Annotated in this window: 18 protein-coding genes; 8 read left to right on the top strand and 10 right to left on the bottom strand. The window is 69.8% G+C overall.

The window, feature by feature from the left end; translation table 11 throughout:
• Positions 1-6: 6 nt before the first annotated feature.
• The 8 genes from K3A85_RS15790 to K3A85_RS15755 form a co-directional block, all read right to left on the bottom strand.
• Positions 7-954 carry a right-handed parallel beta-helix repeat-containing protein gene (locus K3A85_RS15790; protein WP_404822968.1) on the bottom strand — a complete coding sequence of 316 codons (948 nt, stop codon included), beginning with the start codon at positions 952-954 and terminating at the stop codon, positions 7-9.
• Between the two features lie 151 nt (positions 955-1,105).
• Positions 1,106-1,726, bottom strand: a complete 621-nt coding sequence (locus K3A85_RS15785) for a MarC family protein (RefSeq protein ID WP_225207493.1) — start codon at positions 1,724-1,726, stop codon at positions 1,106-1,108.
• Positions 1,726-2,475, bottom strand: a complete 750-nt coding sequence (locus tag K3A85_RS15780; protein WP_225207492.1) for a hypothetical protein — start codon at positions 2,473-2,475, stop codon at positions 1,726-1,728. The genes K3A85_RS15785 and K3A85_RS15780 overlap by 1 nt, the downstream gene beginning before the upstream one ends.
• 45 nt (positions 2,476-2,520) lie before the next feature.
• Entirely contained in the window at positions 2,521-3,414 is an 894-nt protein-coding gene (folD, locus tag K3A85_RS15775) for a bifunctional methylenetetrahydrofolate dehydrogenase/methenyltetrahydrofolate cyclohydrolase FolD (RefSeq protein ID WP_225207491.1), read from the bottom strand.
• A gap of 16 nt (positions 3,415-3,430) precedes the next feature.
• Complete coding sequence (locus tag K3A85_RS15770) at positions 3,431-3,724, bottom strand: YggT family protein (protein WP_169494547.1); 294 nt, start codon at positions 3,722-3,724, stop codon at positions 3,431-3,433.
• 113 nt (positions 3,725-3,837) lie between these two features.
• Entirely contained in the window at positions 3,838-4,413 is a 576-nt protein-coding gene (locus K3A85_RS15765; protein ID WP_225207490.1) for a hypothetical protein, read from the bottom strand.
• A gap of 53 nt (positions 4,414-4,466) precedes the next feature.
• A complete protein-coding gene (gene argB / locus K3A85_RS15760) occupies positions 4,467-5,345 on the bottom strand; it encodes an acetylglutamate kinase (RefSeq protein ID WP_404822967.1) in 879 nt (292 codons plus the stop codon).
• A gap of 98 nt (positions 5,346-5,443) precedes the next feature.
• Positions 5,444-6,136 carry a queuosine precursor transporter gene (locus tag K3A85_RS15755; RefSeq protein ID WP_225207488.1) on the bottom strand — a complete coding sequence of 231 codons (693 nt, stop codon included), beginning with the start codon at positions 6,134-6,136 and terminating at the stop codon, positions 5,444-5,446.
• Between the two features lie 96 nt (positions 6,137-6,232).
• Here K3A85_RS15755 and K3A85_RS15750 point away from each other — a divergent pair, with 96 nt between their 5' ends.
• A complete protein-coding gene (locus tag K3A85_RS15750) occupies positions 6,233-7,489 on the top strand; it encodes a NupC/NupG family nucleoside CNT transporter (RefSeq protein WP_225207487.1) in 1,257 nt (418 codons plus the stop codon).
• On the opposite strand, the gene K3A85_RS15745 is transcribed toward K3A85_RS15750, so the two are convergent.
• Complete coding sequence (locus K3A85_RS15745; RefSeq protein ID WP_225207486.1) at positions 7,479-8,456, bottom strand: hypothetical protein; 978 nt, start codon at positions 8,454-8,456, stop codon at positions 7,479-7,481. The genes K3A85_RS15750 and K3A85_RS15745 overlap by 11 nt on opposite strands.
• A gap of 3 nt (positions 8,457-8,459) precedes the next feature.
• On the bottom strand, positions 8,460-11,033 hold the full coding sequence (mutS, locus tag K3A85_RS15740) for a DNA mismatch repair protein MutS (RefSeq protein WP_225207571.1): 2,574 nt from the start codon (positions 11,031-11,033) through the stop codon (positions 8,460-8,462).
• A gap of 122 nt (positions 11,034-11,155) precedes the next feature.
• Here mutS and K3A85_RS15735 point away from each other — a divergent pair, with 122 nt between their 5' ends.
• The 7 genes from K3A85_RS15735 to K3A85_RS15705 all read left to right on the top strand — a co-directional run bounded on the left by K3A85_RS15735 (position 11,156) and on the right by K3A85_RS15705 (position 20,109).
• The gene (locus tag K3A85_RS15735) at positions 11,156-12,793 is read left to right on the top strand and encodes a hypothetical protein (protein ID WP_225207485.1); all 1,638 of its coding nucleotides are present in this window, start codon (positions 11,156-11,158) and stop codon (positions 12,791-12,793) included.
• Positions 12,794-12,918: 125 nt separating this feature from the next.
• Positions 12,919-15,180, top strand: a complete 2,262-nt coding sequence (locus K3A85_RS15730) for an NADP-dependent malic enzyme (protein WP_225207484.1) — start codon at positions 12,919-12,921, stop codon at positions 15,178-15,180.
• 64 nt (positions 15,181-15,244) lie between these two features.
• Entirely contained in the window at positions 15,245-15,988 is a 744-nt protein-coding gene (locus K3A85_RS15725) for a sterol desaturase family protein (protein WP_225207483.1), read from the top strand.
• Positions 15,985-16,434, top strand: coding sequence for a DUF2141 domain-containing protein (locus K3A85_RS15720; RefSeq protein ID WP_225207482.1), 450 nt, complete (start codon positions 15,985-15,987; stop codon positions 16,432-16,434). Before K3A85_RS15725 ends, K3A85_RS15720 begins: the two co-directional genes overlap by 4 nt.
• On the top strand, positions 16,431-17,708 hold the full coding sequence (locus K3A85_RS15715; RefSeq protein ID WP_225207481.1) for an MFS transporter: 1,278 nt from the start codon (positions 16,431-16,433) through the stop codon (positions 17,706-17,708). The genes K3A85_RS15720 and K3A85_RS15715 overlap by 4 nt, the downstream gene beginning before the upstream one ends.
• A complete protein-coding gene (locus tag K3A85_RS15710) occupies positions 17,686-18,588 on the top strand; it encodes an HpcH/HpaI aldolase/citrate lyase family protein (RefSeq protein WP_225207480.1) in 903 nt (300 codons plus the stop codon). The genes K3A85_RS15715 and K3A85_RS15710 overlap by 23 nt, the downstream gene beginning before the upstream one ends.
• A 93-nt stretch (positions 18,589-18,681) precedes the next feature.
• Entirely contained in the window at positions 18,682-20,109 is a 1,428-nt protein-coding gene (locus K3A85_RS15705; protein WP_225207479.1) for a PAS domain-containing protein, read from the top strand.
• The last annotated feature ends 24 nt before the right edge of the window (positions 20,110-20,133 follow it).

Raw genomic sequence — 20,133 nt, 5'->3', positions numbered from 1 at the left:
AGCTTTTCAGCGCTTTTCGAAGGACTTGAGACCCGATCCGAGCGAATTGGCGCCGAGCTTCGTGGCATCGCCGGTCCAGTCGGCGAAGAACACCGTGTTGCGATCGACCCCGGGCGCCAGGCGCGCGACGTTGTCGCGGATCGTCAGCCCGTTGGCCGAGTTCTTGTGCCCTTCGGCGCCGTTGGCGATGAAGGCGCTGTAATTTTCCTTGTCCTGCCCCTGCACGAACCAGTTGCCCGCGATCAGGCCGGTCGCGCCGACCGACAGGTCGATCATGTAGTTGGTCGTCTTGCCCCGGCTGTCGTCGAAGCTCGAATCGACCACTTCGATCCGCGCCGCGTGGCTCTTGACGTAGTGGCCGCCGCGGCCCTCCTCGAAACGGCTGCGGCGGATCACGACGTTGCCATAGTTGCCAAAATAGACCGAGTGGGCGCAGGACAGGCCGCGATCGCAGCGGCCGAGACGGGAAAAGGTCGACTTTTCGATCAGCACGCTGCCGGTGGGGTCCTCGGCCGAGAGGATGCCTTCCTCGCTGTCCTTGAACCAGGCCTGCCGCACGGTGAGGTCGCCGTGCTCGAGCCGGATTCCGGCGCCGTTGCCTTCGGGCACGCGCAAGTTGCGGAAGGTGACCCCTTCGACCCGCATCGAGCGGCCGCGCATCACCAGCGCCGCCTTGCCCTCGCAGACCTGCCCGTCGAACGCGACCTTGCCCGGAGCCTCGGCGACGTAGGCGACATCGCCCGCAGTCTGCACCGCGCAGTCGCGCCAGACGCCCGGCGCGATCGAGATCGTGCCCGATCCCTCGCCCACCGCATTGACCGCCTGCTGCAAGGTGCCGAAGCGCTGGCCGCTTTCGACCAGCGTGTAGGGCGCCATCTGCGCCTGCGCGAAGACCGCACCGGCAGGGATCGCCAGAAGCATGGCGACTCCGAGGAGCATCAGCTGCACGCGCATCGCGCGGTGGCGGCTCATCCGGGTTTCGATCGGGTTCAACATGACGAACATCCAACGCATTGCGCCGGGGTATCGCCAAATGGTCGAGCCGTCATCCCGGTTCCCGTCGCTGCGCCCTCGGCTGCACCGTTACGGGACAGGCGCCCCGGGATCAGAACTGCGCCTGGATCCCGTCGATCACGAACTGCGCCGCGAGCGCCGCCAGCAACACGCCGAGCAGGCGGGTGACCACCGCCTCGACCTGCGCGCCGAGCACGCGGATGATCGGCCGCGCGGCGACGAGCGCGAGGAAGCTCAACACCATCACCACGACGAGCGCGGCAAGGATCACGCAGGTCTCCTCGATGCCCTTGGCCCGCGCCGTCAGCAGCATGACCGAGGCGATCGAGCCTGGCCCGGCGAGCATCGGCATGGCCATCGGGAAGACCGACACGTCCTCGACCTGCGGTTGCGCGGCGCGGACTTTCTCGGCGCGCTCCTCGCGGCGTTCGGTGCGCTTTTCGAACACCATGTCGAGCGCGATCAGGAACAGCATGATGCCACCGGCGATGCGGAAGCTGTCGAGCTCGATGTGCAAGGCCCCCAGCAGGTCCTCGCCGAACAGCGCGAACACCAGCAGGATGCCGGTGGCGATCAGGCAGGCGCGCAAGGCCATCGAGAAGGCCTGGCGCGCGCTCGCATTGGCGGTGAGTCCGGCATAGATCGGCGCGCAGCCCGGCGGGTCGATCACCACGAACAGCGTGACGAAGGCGGAGACGAACAGCTGGAGCATCAGCCGGCCGCCTTCGGCGCGTCGGCGTGGGTTTCGATCACCGCGGTCATTGCGCCGTCCTTCCACAGCCAGACGGTGAAATCACGCGCGCCGTCGGGCAGGACGATCGAGCGCCAGGCGAGCGTACCGTCGCGCGAGCGCCCGTCCTTCGCATCCGAACCTGCAGGCGCGGCAAGTTGCGGAACCGGGCCAGCGAGCGGCGGCAGCGGCTGGTCCTTGTCGCCGGGTTGCGACTGGCGCCTGCGGTCTTCACTGTCGGGACGGTGTGGCCGGGCGGGGCAATCGGCGATGCGGCCTTCGAGGAAGTCGGGCGCTTCCACCGGCTTGGCGGTCGTGTCGCCCTGGTCGAGCACCCACTTGTAGTCGCCCTTCTTCTGCTGCTGCCACACCGTCGTGTACCAGCCGCTCGCCCCGGTCGATTGCCAGCCGCCCCGCGTCACGCCGGCGCTGCCATCGCAGCTGACCCAGGCGCCGTGCGGCTGCCACTTGAGCGGCGCGTCCGCTTTCTTGCGCTTGAGCCATTCGGCCACGGCAAGGCGGCGGGGCGCGAACATCTCGGCGTCCTTGTCCGCGGTTTCGGCGAAGGCGCGGGTCTTGCCCTTGTCCTGTGCGAGCCGCGAGAAGGCGATGTCCGCCGCTATCAGCGCGCTCGGGTTGGCGAGCGGGCGAATCGGTCGCGGTCCGGGCTGGGCCTGCGCCGAAGCGGCGAGGCCGAGGGACAGCAGGGCGAGCGGGATCCGGCGCTTCATGCGCGCAAGCCTAGCTCAAGCGGCACGCACTGCCCACCCCCAGGCTCAGATCGCGTCTGCGGCGAGATCCAGGCCGGCGTGGCGGTAGGCGGCGACGAGCGCGTTGCGCAGCAGGACGGCGATGGTCATCGGGCCGACGCCGCCGGGGACGGGGGTGATCGCCCCGGCCACCTGGGCCGCGCCGGCATAGTCGACGTCGCCCACCAGACGGGTCTTGCCCTCTTCGGCGGCGGCAACGCGGTTGATGCCGACGTCGATCACGGTCGCGCCGGGCTTGATCCAGTCCGCCTTGACCATCTCGGGCCGACCCACCGCGGCGACGACGATGTCGGCGCGGCGCACGACCTCGGCGAGATTGCGGGTCCGGCTATGGGCCACGGTGACGGTGCAGCTTTCGGCGAGCAGCAGCTGCGCCATCGGCTTGCCGACGATGTTCGAGCGGCCGATGACCACTGCATCGAGGCCCGACAGGTCGCCCAGCCTGTCCTTGAGCAGCATCAGGCAGCCGAGCGGGGTGCAAGGCACATAGCCAGGCTGGCCCACCGCGAGGCGTCCGGCATTGATCACGTGGAAGCCGTCGACGTCCTTGTCGGGCGCGATCGCGGCGATGACCTTCTGCTCGTCGATGTGCGCGGGCAGCGGCAGCTGGACGAGGATGCCGTCGACACCCGGGTCGGCATTGAGCCGGTCGACCAGCGCCAGCAGTTCGGCCTCGGCGGCATCGGCCGGCAGCTTGTGCTCGAAGCTCGCCATGCCGGCCTCGAGCGTCTGCTTGCCCTTCGAGCGGACGTAGACCTGGCTCGCCGGGTCTTCGCCGACCAGCACCACGGCGAGGCCCGCCTTGCGGCCCGCCTTCTCCTCGAACGCGCGGGCAAGCTCGCCGACGCGGGCGCGCAAGGTGGCGGCGAAGGCCTTTCCGTCGATGACGGCAGCGGTCATGGATAAGATTCCTGTATCAGTAGCCGGACGCGGCGATGCCCCGGAGCAGGATCGACAGCAGGTTGAGCAGGACGATCAGCACCATCGGCGAGAAGTCGATCTGCCCGGTGTCGGGCATCATCCGGCGAATGGGCGCAAGCAGCGGCTCGAGAATGGCGTTGAGCGCCTTCCAGATCGCCGCGACGGCGTTGTTCTGCATGTTGACGACGTTGAAGGCGATCAGCAGCCCGAGGACGAACTGCACGATCACCACCATGCTGACGATGTTGACCAGATAATCGATCATCTGGACGAGAGTGTAGAGCAGCATGCGCAAGGCGTCCTTCCACGCAGGGTGAATGCGCCGCCCTTAGAGCATTTTGCCGGGCAGGGGAAACACCTGCCCTTTGGATAAATACGGATGAGCCGCGAGCGGCGGCGCCTTCAGGGGGCGAGCGTCGTGCTCTCGATGTGCCAGCGCAACTGCTCGTCGCTTGCGCCCTCGACGTCGTTCGCGCGGCGCAGCACGATCTCGCCCCGCACCGTGCGCGGGCCGTCGATGATGCGCACCGGGGCAGTGTAATAGAGCGAGCCCGCCGCGCCCTCCTCGCTGCCCCTGCCGATCGTCACGCGCGGGTCGAGCAGGCTCGACCACTTGGCGGCAAAGTCCTTGTCCGAAAGGCCGCTCCGCGCGCCGTGGTCGCCCCAGTAGGCGCGCGCGCTCGCCCAGTCGCGGGTCTCGACTGCCCTGGCCCAGGCAGCGAGCACCTCGCCGGGATCGCGCGAGACGGAAGGCTGGCCGGGCGCGGCGATTTCCGCCGTGGGCGTGGCCGATTGCGCGGGAGCGGCCGCCGGAGCAGGGGCGGCGGGCATCGTCGGCGGGGCGGACATGCTGGCCGCGACTTGCGCGTCCTCGTGGTCCGCCGGCTCGGGCGCGGGCCGGTCGCAGCCCGACAGGTTGATGGCGAGCGCGGAAGCGAGGACGGCGGCGACGAAATGCATCGGGGTGGCGCGGATCATGCGCCGGTGACGAGCAGCGCCGCGTTTGGTTCCCGCGCGCGTCGCCGCGGACATCAGGCGCGGATCAGCGTACCCGCGCCGCGCGAGGTGAAGATTTCGAGCAGCATCGCATGCGGCACGCGCCCGTCGAGCACGACCGCCGCCTCGCATCCCGCCTCGACCGCGTGGACGCAGGTTTCCAGCTTGGGGATCATCCCGCCCTGGATCGTGCCGTCCTCGGCCAGCGCGGCGATGTCGGCCGGGCTGAGGTCGGTGAGCAGGTTCCTGTCCTTGTCGAGCACCCCGGGGACGTCGGTCAGCAGGAACAGCCGCGAGGCGCCCAGGGCGGCGGCGATCGCGCCGGCCATGGTGTCGGCGTTGATGTTGTAGGTCTCGCCGTCCTCGCCCACGCCGATCGGCGCGATCACCGGGATCATGCCGGCGGCGCAGACGGTGTCGATCACCGTGGTGTCGATCCGGTCCGGCTCGCCCACGAAGCCCAAGTCGACGACCAGCGGTTCGCCGTCCTCTTCGATCGCCTTGGGCGACTTCGACTGGACCTTGCGGGCGATCACCATGCCGCCGTCCTTGCCCGAAATGCCGATCGCCTTGCCCCCGGCGCGGCTGATCCAGCTGACCAGTTCCTTGTTGATCGCGCCGGCCAGGACCATCTCGGCGACTTCGGCGGTCTGCTTGTCGGTGACGCGCAGGCCGTCGACGAACTGCGATTCGATGCCGAGCGCCTTGAGCATCCGCCCGATCTGCGGCCCGCCGCCGTGGACCACCACCGGGTTGATGCCGCAGGCCTTGAGCAGGACGATGTCCTGCGCGAAGTCCTCGGCAAGCTCGGGATCGCCCATCGCGTGACCGCCGTACTTCACCACGAACGTGCGTCCGGCATAGCGCTGCAGGTAGGGCAGCGCCTCGATGAGCGTTTCCGCCTTGTCGAGCATGGACTGGCGGTAGGCGTTGGTCTGGTCGATGTTCGTGGCCATGATGGAGCGCGCAATGGCGCGCCTGACCGCGGAATCAAAGCGGAATCGTCACGCAATCAGTTTGTACGGTCGAGCCGGCGGCCGAGCCGCACGAAAGCCCAGATCAGCGGCGGGACCATGATCGTCGACAGCGTCAGCTTGGCGATGATCTGGCCTTCCATCATCGCGCCCAACGGCAGGGGCTGGCCCGAGGCGTCGGCCACGCCCCAGAACGAGATGGTGATGAAGATCAGCGTGTCGACGATCTGGCTGAGCATGCTGGCGATCCAGGCGCGCACCATCAGCAGGTTGCCCTGCCCGCCGGCGAGCTTCGAGAACACATAGACGTTGAGCGTCTGCGAGGTGCCGTAGGAGATGAGCCCGGCGAACTGCATACGTGCGCCCTGGCCGAGCAGCCGGGCGAAGGCGTCCTGGTCGCTCCAGAAGGGCGCGGGCGGCACGACGCGGATGACGAAGGTCAGCAGGCACATCGACAGGATCAGCGGCACGAAGCCGAAGCGCACGAGGCGGTTGGCGACATCCTGCCCGAACAGTTCGGCAACCGCGCTCGCCAGCACGACCAGCAGCAGGAACGCGAAAATCCCCGATTCGACCGCGAGATCGCCGACCACCGGCCAGTGGCCGAGCGAGGCGATCTTGGTGCCGAGCACGCCCGCCAGCACGACGAGGCCGCCATAGAGCAGCGCGAAGGCGAACAGCGAGCGGGGTACGCCGGTCGGGGCGGCAGAGGTCGAAACAGTGTCCTTCATCGCCGCCCGATACCCATGTTTTGACCCTCTGCCAAATCCCGTTTAGGACCCCTTGAAACCAGTTTTTCCCTTGCCACTGGAGCGACCGACCCGCCGATGCGCGTGATCCTCAGCCTCGCCGGGATGGCTCTCATCCTGTGTCTCGCCGTGCTGCTTTCCTCCAACCGCCGCGCGATCCGGCTGCGGGTGGTGGCGCCCGCCTTCGCGCTGCAGGCAGGGCTCGCCGCGCTGGTGCTCTACTTCCCCCCGGGCAATGCGGCGCTGCAGGGCGCGGCGCACGGCGTCGAAAGCCTGCTCGGCTTCGCCCGCGCCGGGGTGCAGTTCCTGTTCGGCCCGCTCGCCGCGCCCGAGATCGGCGGCCACAGCTTCGCCATCTCGGCGCTGCCGACGATCGTGTTCTTCGCGGCACTGATCTCGATCCTCTATTACGTCGGCGTGATGCAGCTGGTGATCCGCTGGATCGGCGGCGCGCTCGAGAAGGTGACGGGCATCAGCAAGGTCGAGGCGCTGTGCGCGGCCTCGAACATCTTCGTCGGGCAAAGCGAAGCGCCGCTGGTGATCCGGCCCTATCTCGCAGGCCTCGCCCCGTCGCAGCTGTTCTGCGTGATGACGGTGGGCATGGCGGGCGTCGCCGGAACGATCCTTGCCGCCTATGCCGCGATGGGCATCCGCATCGACTACCTCGTCGCGGCGGCCTTCATGTCCGCGCCGGGGGGCGTGCTGATGGCCAAGATCGTGATGCCCGACGAGCCGCCCGCCCCTGTCGGAATCGGCGAGGGCGCGCTGCCCGATCCGCACCCGCTGCCCGATGCGGTCGAGCCCGAGGAGGAGCGCCCCGCCAACATCATCATGGCCGCGAGCCAGGGCGCGCAGACCGGCGTCAAGCTCGCCGTGGCGGTCGGCGCGATGGTGCTCGCCTTCGTCGCGCTGGTCGCGCTCGCCAACGGGCTGTTCGGCTGGATCGGCGGCTGGTTCGGCCATCCGGAACTCTCGTTCCAGCAGGTGCTAGGCTACGTCTTCGCGCCGGTGTTCCTCCTGCTCGGCGCGCCCGACTGGTCGCAGGCGATGCAGGCCGGCGGGCTGTTCGGCAGCAAGCTCGTGCTCAACGAATTCGTCGCCTTCATCGACCTCGGCAATGCGCAAGGGCTGTCGCCGCACACCGTCGCCATCGTCACCTTCGCGCTGTGCGGCTTTGCCAACTTCAGTTCGATCGCGATCCAGATGGCGGTGACCGGCGGCCTTGCCCCCAACCAGCGCCCGGTGATTGCGCGCCTCGGCCTGCGCGCGCTGGTCGCCGGCGCGCTGTCCAACCTGATGAGCGCCGCGCTCGCGGGGCTGTTCCTCAGCGTCTGACCCGCGCGAGGGCGCGCGCGGCCAGCAGCGGCACGCCCCACAGCACGAACGGGGCGACCATGAAGCCCCAGTAGCCGTTGTCCTCGCGGCCGAGGACGGTCAGTGCGGCGATGAAGCCGATGCTGCCGACGGCGGCAATGCGCACGCGCGTTTCGCCCCAGCGCAGCATGGCGAGCAGCGAGGCGGCGGCCACGCCGAGCAAGAGCCAGCCGGGCAGCGGATAGAGCGCAAGATTGCGGCGCAGCGCGTCGATCACCAGCGTCAGCCCCTGGAAGCGCACCCAGCCGGGCGAGGCGACGTCGGCGGCGGTGACCTGCGCAGCGGCGAAGTGGGCATGGACCAGCCAGAGCGCGCCCGCTGCCGCGATCGCGCCGGTCGCCAGCCCCGCCAGCTTCCAGTCACGCCGCCACAGCGCGACGAGCACCATCGCCGCGAGCCAGGCGAGCGCGGTCTCGCGCACCAGCACCGCGAGGAAGGCAAGGCCGACCATCAGCGCCGGGCGTCGCGCGGCGCAGAGCGCCAGCAGCAGGAGCAGAACGCTCCATTGCTCGTGAAGATAGGCAGCGCCCGGGAAGAACGCGCCGAACAGTCCGGTCAGGGTCAACGCGATGGTGGCGAGCGCCAAGGGGGCGGGCTGGTCGGACAGCGTGCGGCGCACAGCGATCAGGGCCGCGAACAGCAGCAGGATCAGCGCCCCGGTGCGCGCCTGCGTCGAAGGCAGCAGCGCCAGCGCATAGGCGAGCGTGGGCGGCCGCACGGCGAGCGCGGGCTTGGCCGGATAGCTGCGCGCGCGCTGCTCGGCGATCGTCGCGGGGTAGAAGTTCTCACCCTTGCGCACCCGCTCGGTAACCGCGCGGTAGAGCTCCTGGTCGACCAGCACGCCGTTGGTGGCAGGCGGTGGCGCGGCGGCGGCCGGTGCGGCGGCAAGCGCAAGCAGCGCGACGATGAGGAAGCGCCACAGCCGCACCGCTCAGAGCTCGCGCTTGAGGTCGTAGAGCAGGTCGAGCGCGGCGCGGGGGCTGAGCGAATCGATGTCGACCGCCTCGAGCCTTGCGCGCAGGGCGTCGACCTTTTCCTCGGCGGCCTCGATCGCGGCGGCGAACAGGGGCAGTTCGCCCAGCCCTGCCGCCAGCCCGCCGGTAGCGGCGCGCCCTTTCTCCAGCTTGTCGAGCACCGCCTTGGCGCGCTTGACCACGGGGGCGGGGACGCCGGCCAGCCGCGCGACGGCTAGGCCGTAGCTTTTGTCGGCAGGCCCTTCGGCGAGTTCGTGGAGCAGCACGAGATCGCCCTTCCATTCGCGCGCGCGAACGTGGTGGAGCGACAGCGCCGGGCAGGTTTCGGCGAGCCGCGCCAGTTCGTGATAGTGCGTGGCGAACAGGCAGCGGCTGCGGTTCACCTCGTGCACCGCCTCGGCCACCGCCCAAGCGAGCGCGAGGCCGTCATAGGTCGAGGTGCCACGGCCCACTTCGTCGAGGATGACGAAGCTGCGTGTCGTGGCCCGCGCCAGGATCGCCGCGGTCTCGACCATCTCGACCATGAAGGTCGAACGGCCGCGGGCGAGGTTGTCCGCCGCGCCGACGCGGCTGAACAGGCGGTCGACGAGGCCGACCGTCGCGCGTTCCGCCGGCACGAAGCCGCCCGCCTGCGCCAGCAGCACGATCAGCGCGTTTTGGCGCAGGAAGGTGGACTTGCCGCCCATGTTGGGCCCGCCGATCAGCCACAGCCGGTCGGCTTGCGAAAGCGCGCAGTCGTTGGCGACGAAACGCTCGCCCTTGGCTGCCAGCGCGGCTTCCACCACCGGATGCCGCCCGCCGATCACTTCGAGGCAGGGCTCCTCGACCACGCGCGGCAGGCTCCAGCCGCCTTCGGCCGCACGCTCGGCCTGCCCGGCTGCGACATCGAGCCGGGCGAGCGCGGCGGCGGTCGCGGCGATGGCTTCACGCCGGGCGACGGCCTGCGCGACCAGGTCCTCGAAATGCGCTTCTTCCGCGGCGAGCGCGTGGCCGCCCGATTCGGCGATGCGGCTCGCCTCCTCGTGCAGTGCGAGCGCGTTGAAGCGCACCGCGCCCGCCATCGTCTGGCGATGGGTAAAGCCCGAATCGGGCTGCATCAGCCGGTCAGCGTGGCGCGCCGGGACTTCGATGAAGTAGCCGAGCACGCCGTTGTGGCGGATCTTGAGCGCCGCCACGCCGGTCTCGTCGCGATACTTCGCTTCCAGCGCGGCGATCGCGCGGCGTGAATTGCCCGCGACGCGGCGCAGTTCGTCAAGCGCGGCGTCGTAGCCCTCGGCGATGAAGCCGCCCTGCGCGCGCTCGGTCGGCGGCGCGGGCACGAGCGCGCGGGCGAGGAGGTCGACGAGCGCGCCGTGGCCGCCGAGCGCGGGGACCAGCGCCTCGGCGAGCGCAGGCCGGTCGCCGCGCGCCAGCAGCAGTTCGCGCAGCCGCCGCGCCTCGGACAGGCCGTCGCGCAGCTGGCCGAGGTCGCGCGGGGAACCGCGCCCCGCGACCAGACGGCCGAGCGCGCGGCCGAGGTCGGGCGCGGCGCGCAGGATCGCGCGGACATCGCCGCGCAGCAGCGGATCGTCGTGCAGCCAGCTGACCAGCTCGAGCCGCTGGCGGATCGCCTGGGCATCGGTCAGCGGCGCCGAGAGGTCCTCGGCCAGCAGCCGCGCGCCTGCTCCGGTGACGCAGCGGTCCACCGCCTCGACCAGGCTGCCGCGCCGTCCGCCGCCGCTGCTGCTCGAGAGGATCTCGAGACTGGCGCGGGTCGCCTCGTCCATTGCCATGTGGCCGCCCGCCTCGCGCACCACCGGCGGCAGCAGCAGCGGCAGCCTGCCGCGCCCGGCGTGCTCGAGATAGTCGACGAGCCCGCAGGCGGCGGCGAGCATCGCGCGCTCGAACCGGCCGAAGCCGTCGAGCGTGGCGACGCCGTGCAGGTCTTTCAGCCGCGCCTCGCCTCGCCCGGAATCGAAGCTGCGCGCCGGGCGCGGCACCACTTCGAGCGGCGCATCGCCCCAGTCCTCGGGCGCGACCACCTCGCTCGCACCGAGCCGGGCGAGGGCGGCGCCGAGGCCTTCGGGGCCGCACTCCTCCAGCTCCATGCGCCCGGTCGAGATGTCGCAGGCGGCGATGCCGATGCGCTCGCGCAGCGGGCAGACCGCCGCGAGCACATTAGCGCGGCGCGGCTCGAGCAGCGCTTCCTCGGTCAGCGTGCCGGCGGTGACGAAGCGGACGATGTCGCGCGCGACCAGCGCCTTCGAGCCGCCGCGTTTCTTCGCCTCCTCGGGGCTTTCGACCTGCTCGGCGATGGCGACGCGGCAGCCGGCCTTGATCAGCCGGGCAAGGTAGCCCTCGGCCGAATGGACCGGCACGCCGCACATCGGGATCGGCGCGCCGCCATGTTCGCCGCGGCTGGTGAGCGCGATGTCGAGCACTTGCGCGGCGGTGCGCGCATCGTCGAAGAACAGCTCGAAGAAGTCGCCCATCCGGTAGAACAGCAGGCAATCTCCGGCCTGCTCTTTGAGCGCAAGATATTGCGCCATCATCGGAGTTGGGGCATGAGGGCTCACGACGCTGGTGGCTAGACCAGACGCGCCGCTTTCTCAAACCACCGGTGCCGGATATCGACAAGTTCCGGCCTAGCGCACAGAGGCCCGCGCAGGCGTTGATGCAAGTCCGCGATACATCCTTCTCGTCGCTGATCCGCGCCCTGTGGGACCGCGCCGGCACGCTGCCGTGGCTGAGCGGCCCGGGCATCGTGCTGCTGGTGCTGGCGATCTGCCTGCCCTTCGCGCTGGTCGAGGTGCCGCCGCTGATCGACGTGCCCGGCCACATGGGCGCCGCCGCGATCGAGGCGGCCGGGCCTGACAGCCCGCTCGAGAAATACTTCAGCTGGAAGTGGGTGTTCACGCTCAACATCGGCGGCGGCGTGCTGATGAAGGTGCTCGGCGCGCAGTTCGGCATCCTGGCCGCCGGCTGGTGGAGCACGGTGCTGGCGACCGGGCTATTCGCCGGCGGCGGCCTCGCCACGATCCGCATGCTCAATCCCCGGGGCGGCCATGGCGCGGCCTGGGCGCTGATGTTCGTGTTCAGCTTCCCGCTGCTGACCGGATTCCTCAACTACATCCTCGCCACCGGCCTTTCTCTGACCGCCTTCGCCGCCTCGGTCTGGCTCGAGAAGCGGCCGCGGGACCGCGCGATCCTGCTGGTCGTGGCGCAGCCGGTGGCGATGCTGTGCCACGCGATCGGCGGCATGCTGCTCGCGCTGCTGGTCGCGGCCAATGCCTTCGGGCGCGAGATGGACCGCCTGCCGGCCGGCTGGTGGAAGCCGCAGGTGGCGCGCGAACTGGCGCGCACGCAGGACTGGAAGGCCATCGGCCTGCGGCTGTGGACGCTCTGCTGGCCGCTGCTGGCCACGGTCGTCACGATCCTGTTGTGGAAGTACCTCTCGCCCGAGCCGGTGCGCAGCCTCAACAAGTGGCGCTGGGACCAGAAGGCCTGGTACCTCGTACTCACGCTGCGCGACCAGTCGCTGCTGCTCGATGGCGCGACGACCTTCCTGTGCTTCGTGCTGATCGCCTTCGGCTGGGCCTTCGGCGCGCGCTGGAAGTGGCAGCTCGGCCTGCCCGGCCTGCTGGTGTTCGCGCTGTTCATCGCCATCCCGAGCGACATCAACGGCAGCGCCTTCGTCGACGTGCGGCTGCTTCCCGTTGCCGCGATGCTCGCGCTCGGCCTGCAGGACTGGAGCCAGGCGGGCGAGCGGCGGGCGAAGATCGTGGCCTCCGCGGGCATGCTACTGCTCGCCGTGCGGCTGGTGGTCACCGCGGCCAGCTTTGCCGACTACGCCGACGACTACCGCAAGCAGCTGGCCGCACTCCACCATGTCGAGCCGGGCAGCCGCGTGCTCGCCTTCGTCGAGCATTCGTGCCTCGAGGAATCCTGGCGCAACACCCGGCGCGACCACCTCGCCAGCCTGTCGAGCCTCTACCGCCAGGCCTGGGTCAACGACAACTGGGCGGTGCCGGGGCTGCACATGGTCATCCCCCGCTTCCGCCCGGGCCGCAACTTCGCCGCCGATCCGTCCGAATTCGTCTGGTCGCCGAGGTGCGCCGGGCGGCGCATGCGCACCGTCGACTACGCGTTGAGCAAGGCGCCGATCGAGCGCGTCGACTATGTCTGGCTGATCGACACTGGCCTGCCGAGCAATCCCGACCCGCGGCTCCAGCTCGTCTGGCAGGAAGGACGCAGCCTGCTGTTCCAGGTGCGGCGCCTGGGCATTCCGACCTGGAAGCCGCAGGACTTCTGATCGCTGCACCGCGATTGCCAATTTCGCAATCGCAGCATGAAAATTGCACTGTTTGCGCGCCTTGACGTAGCGGCCAAGGTCGGACAGGGCGCGAGCACAACACCGACAAATGCCAGGGGGGACCCATGTCCGAGGAAAGCAACGTCCGCTTCACCGAGCGCGAGGCGCTTTTCTACCACAACACGATCCGCCCGGGTAAGATCGAGATCATCGCCAGCAAGCCGATGGCGACCCAGCGCGATCTCAGCCTCGCCTATTCGCCGGGCGTCGCCGTGCCGGTGCGCGCCATCGCCGATGATCCTGCCACCGCCTACGACTACACCGCGCGCGGCAACCTCGTCGCGGTGATCTCGAACGGCACCGCCATCCTCGGCCTCGGCAATCTCGGCGCGCTCGCCTCGAAGCCGGTGATGGAAGGCAAGGCGGTGCTGTTCAAGCGCTTCGCCGACGTCGATTCGATCGACATCGAGCTCGCCACCGAGGACCCCCAGGCGTTCATCGAGGCGGTCGCATTGATGGAGCCGAGCTTCGGCGGCATCAACCTCGAGGACATCAAGGCGCCCGAGTGCTTCATCATCGAGCAGGCGCTCAAGGAACGCCTCAAGATCCCGGTGATGCACGACGACCAGCACGGCACCGCGATCATCTCGGCCGCGGGCCTACTCAACGCCTGCCACCTCACCGGGCGCAAGCTCGAGGACGTCAAGGTCGTGGTCAACGGCGCGGGCGCCGCGGCGATCGCCTGCACCGCGCTGATCAAGGCGATGGGCGTGCGCCACGACAACGTGATCATGTGCGACACCAAGGGCGTGATCTATCGCGGCCGCGAGAACGTCGACCAGTTCAAGTCGGCGCATGCGGTCACCACCGACAAGCGCACGCTCGCCGAAGCGATGGAGGGCGCGGACATCTTCCTCGGCCTGTCTGTCAAGGGCGCGGTGACGCAGGACATGGTCCGCTCGATGGCGCCGCAGCCGATCATCTTCGCGATGGCCAACCCCGACCCCGAGATCACCCCGCCCGAAGCCAAGGCGGTGCGACCCGACGCGATCGTCGCCACCGGCCGGTCGGACTACCCCAACCAGGTCAACAACGTGCTGGGCTTCCCGTTCATCTTCCGCGGCGCGCTCGACGTGCAGGCGACCGCGATCAACGAGGAGATGAAGATCGCCGCCGCCACCGCCATCGCCGAACTTGCGCGCGAGCCGGTGCCCGAGGAAGTGGCCGCCGCCTATGGCCGCAACCACACCTTCGGGCTCGACTACATCATTCCCGCGCCGTTCGACCCGCGGCTGATGGAAGTGGTGTCCTCGGCGGTCGCCCGCGCGGCGATGGAGACCGGCGTCGCGCAGAAGCCGATCGAGGACTTCGACGCCTACCGCAACTCGCTCAAGGCGCGGCTCAACCCGACCACCGCGGCGCTGACCAACGTCTATGCGCTGGTCCGCGAAAACCCCAAGCGCGTGGTCTTCGCCGAGGCGGAGAACGAGGTCGTGCTGCGCGCCGCGATCCAGTTCCGCGATTTCGGCTACGGCACGCCGGTGCTGGTCGGCCGCACCCAGCCGGTGCTCGACAAGCTCAACGAACTGGGCGTCGCCGATCCCGAAAGCTACGAGATCCACAACTCGAACGTGTCGCCGCTAGTGCCCGACATGGTCGCCTACCTCTACCAGCGCCTGCAGCGCCGCGGCTTCCTGGAACGTGACGTCAAGCGCATGGTCAACCAGGACCGCAACGTCTTCGCCTCGCTGCTGGTCGCGCTCGGCCATGGCGATGCGATGATCTCGGGCATGACCCGCACCTTCTCGCAGACGATGAAGGAAGTGCGCCAGGTGCTCGATCCCAAGCCCGGCCACCTGCCGTTCGGCATCCACATGATGGTCGCCAAGAATTATACGGTGTTCCTCGCCGACACGACCGTCAACGAACGTCCCTCGGCCGAGGACCTCGCCCACATCGCCACCGAGACGGCCGCGGTCGCGCGGCGCATGGGTCACGAGCCGCGCGTCGCGTTCCTCTCGTTCTCGACCTTCGGCAATCCCTCGGGCAAGTGGCTCGACAGCATCCGCGGCGCGGTCGCGATCCTCGATGCGCAGGACCCGGGCTTCGAGTACGAGGGCGAGATGGCGCCCGATGCCGCGCTCAATCCCAAGGTCATGGCGAACTACCCGTTCAGCCGCCTGTCGGGCCCGGCCAACGTGCTGATCATGCCGGGGCTGCAGTCGGCCAACATCTCGGCCAAGCTGCTGCGCGAACTCGCCGGCAACGCGGTGATCGGGCCGATGCTGCTGGGCATGGAAAAGCCGGTGCAGATCGCGGCGATGACCTCGATCGCGCCGGACATCCTGACGCTGGCCGTGCTCGCCGCGGCGGGCATCGCCGGCTGACGATGGATTGCGTGGGGACGAAAGGCCTTGTGCCCGTCCCCACTGCCTTGGCATAGCGGCGGCGATGCCAGCGCACGCCCTGACAGACGCCGCCGGATGGACCGGCCTTGCGCTTTCGGCGCTGGCGATGAGCGCGATCGTGGCCTTGCGCTATCTTGCCACCAGCGGGCTGTTCGCGGCGATCACCGCGAAAGTGCGCCCGGGCCATTACGCCGGGCTCGACCGGCAGATGCGCAGCGAGATCGGCTGGAGCCTCGTCTCCTGCCTGATCTACGGCCTCCCCGCCGGGATCGTCGCGTGGGGCTGGCAGCAGCGCGGCTGGACCAGGATCTACACCGATGTCGCCGCCTATCCGCTGTGGTGGCTTCCGCTCTCGCTGCTCGTCTACCTGTTCCTCCACGACACCTGGTTCTACTGGACCCACCGCTGGATGCACCGCCCGGCGGTGTTCCGCCGAATCCACGCGATCCACCACGCCAGCCGCCCGCCGACCGCCTGGGCAGCGATGAACTTCCACCCGGTCGAGGCCGCGATCGTCGGCCTGCTGGTGCCCGCGCTGGTCTTCGTCGTGCCGATCCATGTCGGCGTGCTCGGCCTCGTGCTGCTGGTGATGACGGTGATGGGCGTGACCAATCATATGGGCTGGGAGATGTTTCCGCGCGCGCTCGTTCATTCGCGCGCAGGGAAATGGCTGATAACGGCGAGCCACCACCACCGCCATCACGAGCAATACCGCTGCAACTACGGGCTCTACTTCCGCTTCTGGGATCGCCTGTGCGGCACCGACAAGGGGCTTTCCGCGCCATGATCCCATTTCCTGCTCCCCGCCTCCTGCTGCTGGGCGGAACGCTGCCGGCGCTGCTCGGCGCGACGGTGCCGACGCCGACCTCGGTGCTCGTCGAAGTCGACGGGCTGCGTTCGGCGCGCGGGTTCGTCCAGGCCTGCCTCACCGCCGATCCGGTGACCTTTCCCGATTGCCAGAAGGACCCGGCCGCGCTCCACCTGACGGTTCCCGCGCACGACGGCGAAACCCTGACCTTCCACGACGTGATGCCGGGGCGCTATGCCGTGGCGCTGTTCCACGACGAGAACGGCAACGGGCGGATGGACAAGATGATGATGGTCCCGAAGGAGGGCTACGGCTTTTCGCGCGATGCCCCGGTGCGCTTCGGGCCGCCGACCTTCCGCGCCGCCGCCTTCGCGGTGGGCGGCACGCAGCTGCGCACCGCGATCAAGGTGCGCTACCTGCTGTGAGCGGGCCGGGCGAGCGCCGCGGCGGCACCGCGCTGGCCCCGTTCCGCTACCCGGCGTTCCGCTCGATCTGGACCGCCAACCTCTTTTCCAACGTCGGCTCGATGATCCAGTCGGTCGCCGCCGCCTGGCTGATGACCGACCTCACCCGCAGCCACCTGCTGGTCGCGCTGATCCAGGCTTCGGCGACGATACCGATCCTGCTGCTCGGCGTCTTCGCCGGGGCGATCGCCGACAATTTCGACCGGCGCCGGGTGATGCTCTGGGCGCAGACCGGGATGCTGCTGGTCTCGGCGGTGCTCGCAGCGCTCGGCTATGCCGGGTGGATCACGCCCGCGCTGCTGCTGGCGCTGACGCTGATGGTCGGCATGGGCACCGCGCTCAACGGCCCGGCCTGGCAGGCTTCGGTACGGCTCCAGGTCGGGCGCGAGGACCTGCCGCAGGCGATCGCGCTCAATTCGATCGCGTTCAACCTCGCCCGCAGCGTCGGGCCGGCGCTCGGCGGAATGCTAATCTCGATCTGGAGCGTCAGCCTCGCCTTCGCGCTCAACGCGATCAGCTACATCGGCATGATCGTGGTGCTGATGCGCTGGCAGCCGGGCGCGCCGCCGCCGCAGCGCCAGCCGATCCTCGGCTCGATCCGGGTCGGCCTCGCCTTCTGCTGGAGCTCGCCGCCGATCCGCAAGGTGCTGCTGCGCGGGCTCTGCTTCGGCCTCGGCGTGGCCGGGTTCCAGGCGCTGATGCCGACGGTCGTGCGCGGACTGCTCCATGGCACCGAGCTCGACTACGGCCTGATGCTCGGCGCCTTCGGCATCGGCTCGATCGTGACCGCGCTGTGGGTGAGCAAGGCGCGCCGCCGCTTCGGCAGCGAAAACGTGGTCAGCGTGGCGACGATCGCCTTCGCGCTCGCGCTGCTGTCGATTTCGGCGGCGCAGAACCTGCCGCACGCGATGGCGTCGGCCTTCCTCGGCGGCGCGGGCTTCGTCGCGGCGATGACCAGCCTGAACGTCGCGATGCAGCTGCGCTCGCCCGAGGCGATCCTCGGCCGCTGCCTGTCGATCTACCAGGCGATCACGTTCGGCGGCATGGCGCTGGGCGCATGGGTCTGGGGCAGCCTTGCCGACATGGCGGGCCAGCCCTTCGCGCTGCGCGCCGCTGCCGCATGGACTGCGGCGACTCTTGCGCTGCGCATACTCGCCCCTATGCCGACCCGCGAAGAAGGACGCATCGATTCGGTGGAGGAACCGCAAGGCCATGCAAAGCCCGCCAGCAACTGAAGCCGCCAGCGCCGACGCGCGCCCGTTGCGCTCGCTGCTCTACATGCCCGCCAGCAACCGCCGCGCGATCGACAAGGCGCGCGGCCTCGATTGCGACGCGGTGGCGCTCGATCTGGAAGACGCGGTCGCGCCCGAAACCAAGGAAGAGGCGCGCGCCATCCTGCTCGCGGAGCTGGCGAGCGGCGGCTTCGGCCATCGCCGAATGGTCGGCCGGATCAACGCGCTGGCGACGCCCTGGGGCCACGACGATCTCGCCGCGCTCGCCGCGGCGCCGCTCGACGCCCTGCTCGCGCCCAAGGTCGACGACGACGCCGACGTCGTGGCGCTGTCGCAGGCGATGGACGCAGCGGGTTACGGCCCCTCGGTCGCGCTGTGGGTGATGATCGAGACGCCGCGCGCGGTGCTCGCGCTCGAACGAATCGCCGCCTGCGCCGCGACCACCCGGCTTGCGGGCTTCGTGCTCGGGCTCAACGATCTCGCCAAGGAGACCGGCATGGCGCAGGCGCCGGGGCGCGCGGTGTTCGTGCCGGTGCTGAGCCAGGCGGTGATGGCCGCGCGCAGCCACGGGCTGGTCCTGCTCGACGGCGTGTGCAACGCGATCGACGATCCGGCGCGACTCGAGGCCGAGTGCGCCCAGGCGCGCGACTTGGGCATGGACGGCAAGACGCTGATCCACCCCGGCCAGATCGACATCGCCAACGCCGTGTTCGCCCCGTCGGAAGCGGAACTGGCCGAGGCGCGCGCGATCGTGGCGGCGTTCGATGCCCCCGAAAACGCGGGAAAGGGCGCGCTGCGGGTCAACGGCAAGATGGCCGAGCTGCTCCACCGCGACATCGCGCGCAAGCTGATCGCGCGCGCCGAGGCGATCGCCGCGCGCTAGCTCGAAACCGGCGGGAAAGTCGCGGCGCAACTTAATCACTCTTTTACCACGTTGCGCCACAAGGGTGTCCGATTGGATCAGGAACACCGGCGCATGGATACCTTTCGCGGCTTCGACAGCGATCGTGGCGACTTCGACCTGGCGGACGACGATTACCCGATCGAGCCGCCGCCGCCCGCCGTCGGGCAGGACGAGCGCCGCATGCAGGTCCGCGCCTACAACTTCTGGGCGGGCCTGCTGACCGACGGGCCGTTTCCGCCGGTCGCCACGCTGCTCGACGGCAAGCTGCCCGACTTCGCCGCCAATTCGGTGCTGCTGCGCTTCGACCGCGGCATGGACGACCCGGCGATCGCCTACCTCGGCCGCACCCTTGCCGAAGAATGCGGGACGCAGGGGCCGCTCAAGCGGCTGAGCGACGTGCCCGGCCGCTCGCTGCTCTCGCGCATCACCGACCACTACCTGCAGATCATCGCCAACGAGGCGCCGATCGGATTCGAGGCCGAATTCGTCAACCAGCGCGGAGCGACGATCCTCTACCGCGGCATCCTGCTCCCGTTCACCTCGAACGGCAGCTCGATCGACTACATCTACGGCGTGATCAACTGGAAGGAGGTCGCCGACCAGGCGGTCACCGACGAACTGCTGCTCGAGATCGGCCAGGCGCTCGAACCGGCAGCGCCCGCGCGCCGCGCCAGCGAACTGCTCGCCAACTGGGCCGACGGCCCGGGGAGCCTCGCCCCGGTCACGCCGGCGATCGACCCGGCGCCGCTCGATCTCGCCGACTTCGGCAGCGAGATCCTGGCCTTCCCGCAGGACGATGCGACAGCGCCCGCCGGGGTCGACCTGCCCGGCGCCGACCTGCCCGGCCCTGCCTTCGGCCCGGCGCTCGACGAAGACGCGGGTTCCGGCTTCGGCGCGGCGGCGCCCGCCAGCTTGTCCGAATGCCTTGCCGCCGCGCGCGAGATGGCGCGGCTCGCCAATTCGAGCGAGGACCGCACCCGTAGCGCGCTCTATGCCGCGATCGGCCGCGCCTGGGACTTCGCGCTGCTCGCGCAGCAACGGCCCGACGATTATCGCCGGATGGTCGAGGAAGCCGGGCTGACGATCCAGGAGCGCGCGCCGCTGACCCCGCTGGTCAAGCTCGTGTTCGGCGCCGACTACGACAAGACCCGCATCACCGAATATGCGACCGCGCTCGGCCACGCGCAGCGGCTCGGCCTCGGGCGCGGCGAACTCGGTCGGTTCCTCTCCGAGGCGCCGGGCGGGCTCAAGGCGGTGGTCGCGCTCGAACGCCGCTTGCGCCGCGACGAGATCGGCCGCGACCGCCGCGATCCGCACGCGGCGCTGGCCGACGACTTGCGCGCGCTGCCGTTCGAGCCGCTTGCCGAACTCCCGCGCGAGGGCGCCGAATTCGCGCTGGTGATGGTCCGCCGGCTTGCCGACGGGACCATCGCGCTGGTCGGCGAAGTGCCCGAGGACCACGCCCTGTTCGAGCGCGCCGCGCGGCGGCTTGTGGGATAAGCCCGTCCCCTGCTAGCGCTCGTC

The organism is Novosphingobium huizhouense, assembly GCF_020179475.1.
Taxonomy (GTDB): Bacteria; Pseudomonadota; Alphaproteobacteria; order Sphingomonadales; family Sphingomonadaceae; genus Novosphingobium; species Novosphingobium huizhouense.
The sequence above is the reverse complement of the archived record's forward strand: the minus strand, read 5'-3'. Positions and strand labels throughout refer to the sequence as shown.

Excerpts from the sequence above, each read along its gene's own strand:
- K3A85_RS15750 (WP_225207487.1), top strand. The coding sequence starts at position 6,233 with ATGCGCGTGATCCTCAGCCTCGCCGGGATGGCTCTCATCCTGTGTCTC.
- K3A85_RS15790 (WP_404822968.1), bottom strand. The coding sequence starts at position 954 with ATGCGCGTGCAGCTGATGCTCCTCGGAGTCGCCATGCTTCTGGCGATC.
- K3A85_RS15755 (WP_225207488.1), bottom strand. The coding sequence starts at position 6,136 with ATGAAGGACACTGTTTCGACCTCTGCCGCCCCGACCGGCGTACCCCGC.
- mutS (WP_225207571.1), bottom strand. The coding sequence starts at position 11,033 with ATGATGGCGCAATATCTTGCGCTCAAAGAGCAGGCCGGAGATTGCCTG.
- K3A85_RS15705 (WP_225207479.1), top strand. The coding sequence starts at position 18,682 with ATGGATACCTTTCGCGGCTTCGACAGCGATCGTGGCGACTTCGACCTG.
- K3A85_RS15725 (WP_225207483.1), top strand. The coding sequence starts at position 15,245 with ATGCCAGCGCACGCCCTGACAGACGCCGCCGGATGGACCGGCCTTGCG.
- K3A85_RS15730 (WP_225207484.1), top strand. The coding sequence starts at position 12,919 with ATGTCCGAGGAAAGCAACGTCCGCTTCACCGAGCGCGAGGCGCTTTTC.
- K3A85_RS15720 (WP_225207482.1), top strand. The coding sequence starts at position 15,985 with ATGATCCCATTTCCTGCTCCCCGCCTCCTGCTGCTGGGCGGAACGCTG.
- argB (WP_404822967.1), bottom strand. The coding sequence starts at position 5,345 with ATGCTCGACAAGGCGGAAACGCTCATCGAGGCGCTGCCCTACCTGCAG.
- K3A85_RS15785 (WP_225207493.1), bottom strand. The coding sequence starts at position 1,726 with ATGCTCCAGCTGTTCGTCTCCGCCTTCGTCACGCTGTTCGTGGTGATC.
- K3A85_RS15765 (WP_225207490.1), bottom strand. The coding sequence starts at position 4,413 with ATGATCCGCGCCACCCCGATGCATTTCGTCGCCGCCGTCCTCGCTTCC.
- K3A85_RS15710 (WP_225207480.1), top strand. The coding sequence starts at position 17,686 with ATGCAAAGCCCGCCAGCAACTGAAGCCGCCAGCGCCGACGCGCGCCCG.
- K3A85_RS15770 (WP_169494547.1), bottom strand. The coding sequence starts at position 3,724 with ATGCTGCTCTACACTCTCGTCCAGATGATCGATTATCTGGTCAACATC.
- K3A85_RS15735 (WP_225207485.1), top strand. The coding sequence starts at position 11,156 with ATGCAAGTCCGCGATACATCCTTCTCGTCGCTGATCCGCGCCCTGTGG.
- K3A85_RS15780 (WP_225207492.1), bottom strand. The coding sequence starts at position 2,475 with ATGAAGCGCCGGATCCCGCTCGCCCTGCTGTCCCTCGGCCTCGCCGCT.
- folD (WP_225207491.1), bottom strand. The coding sequence starts at position 3,414 with ATGACCGCTGCCGTCATCGACGGAAAGGCCTTCGCCGCCACCTTGCGC.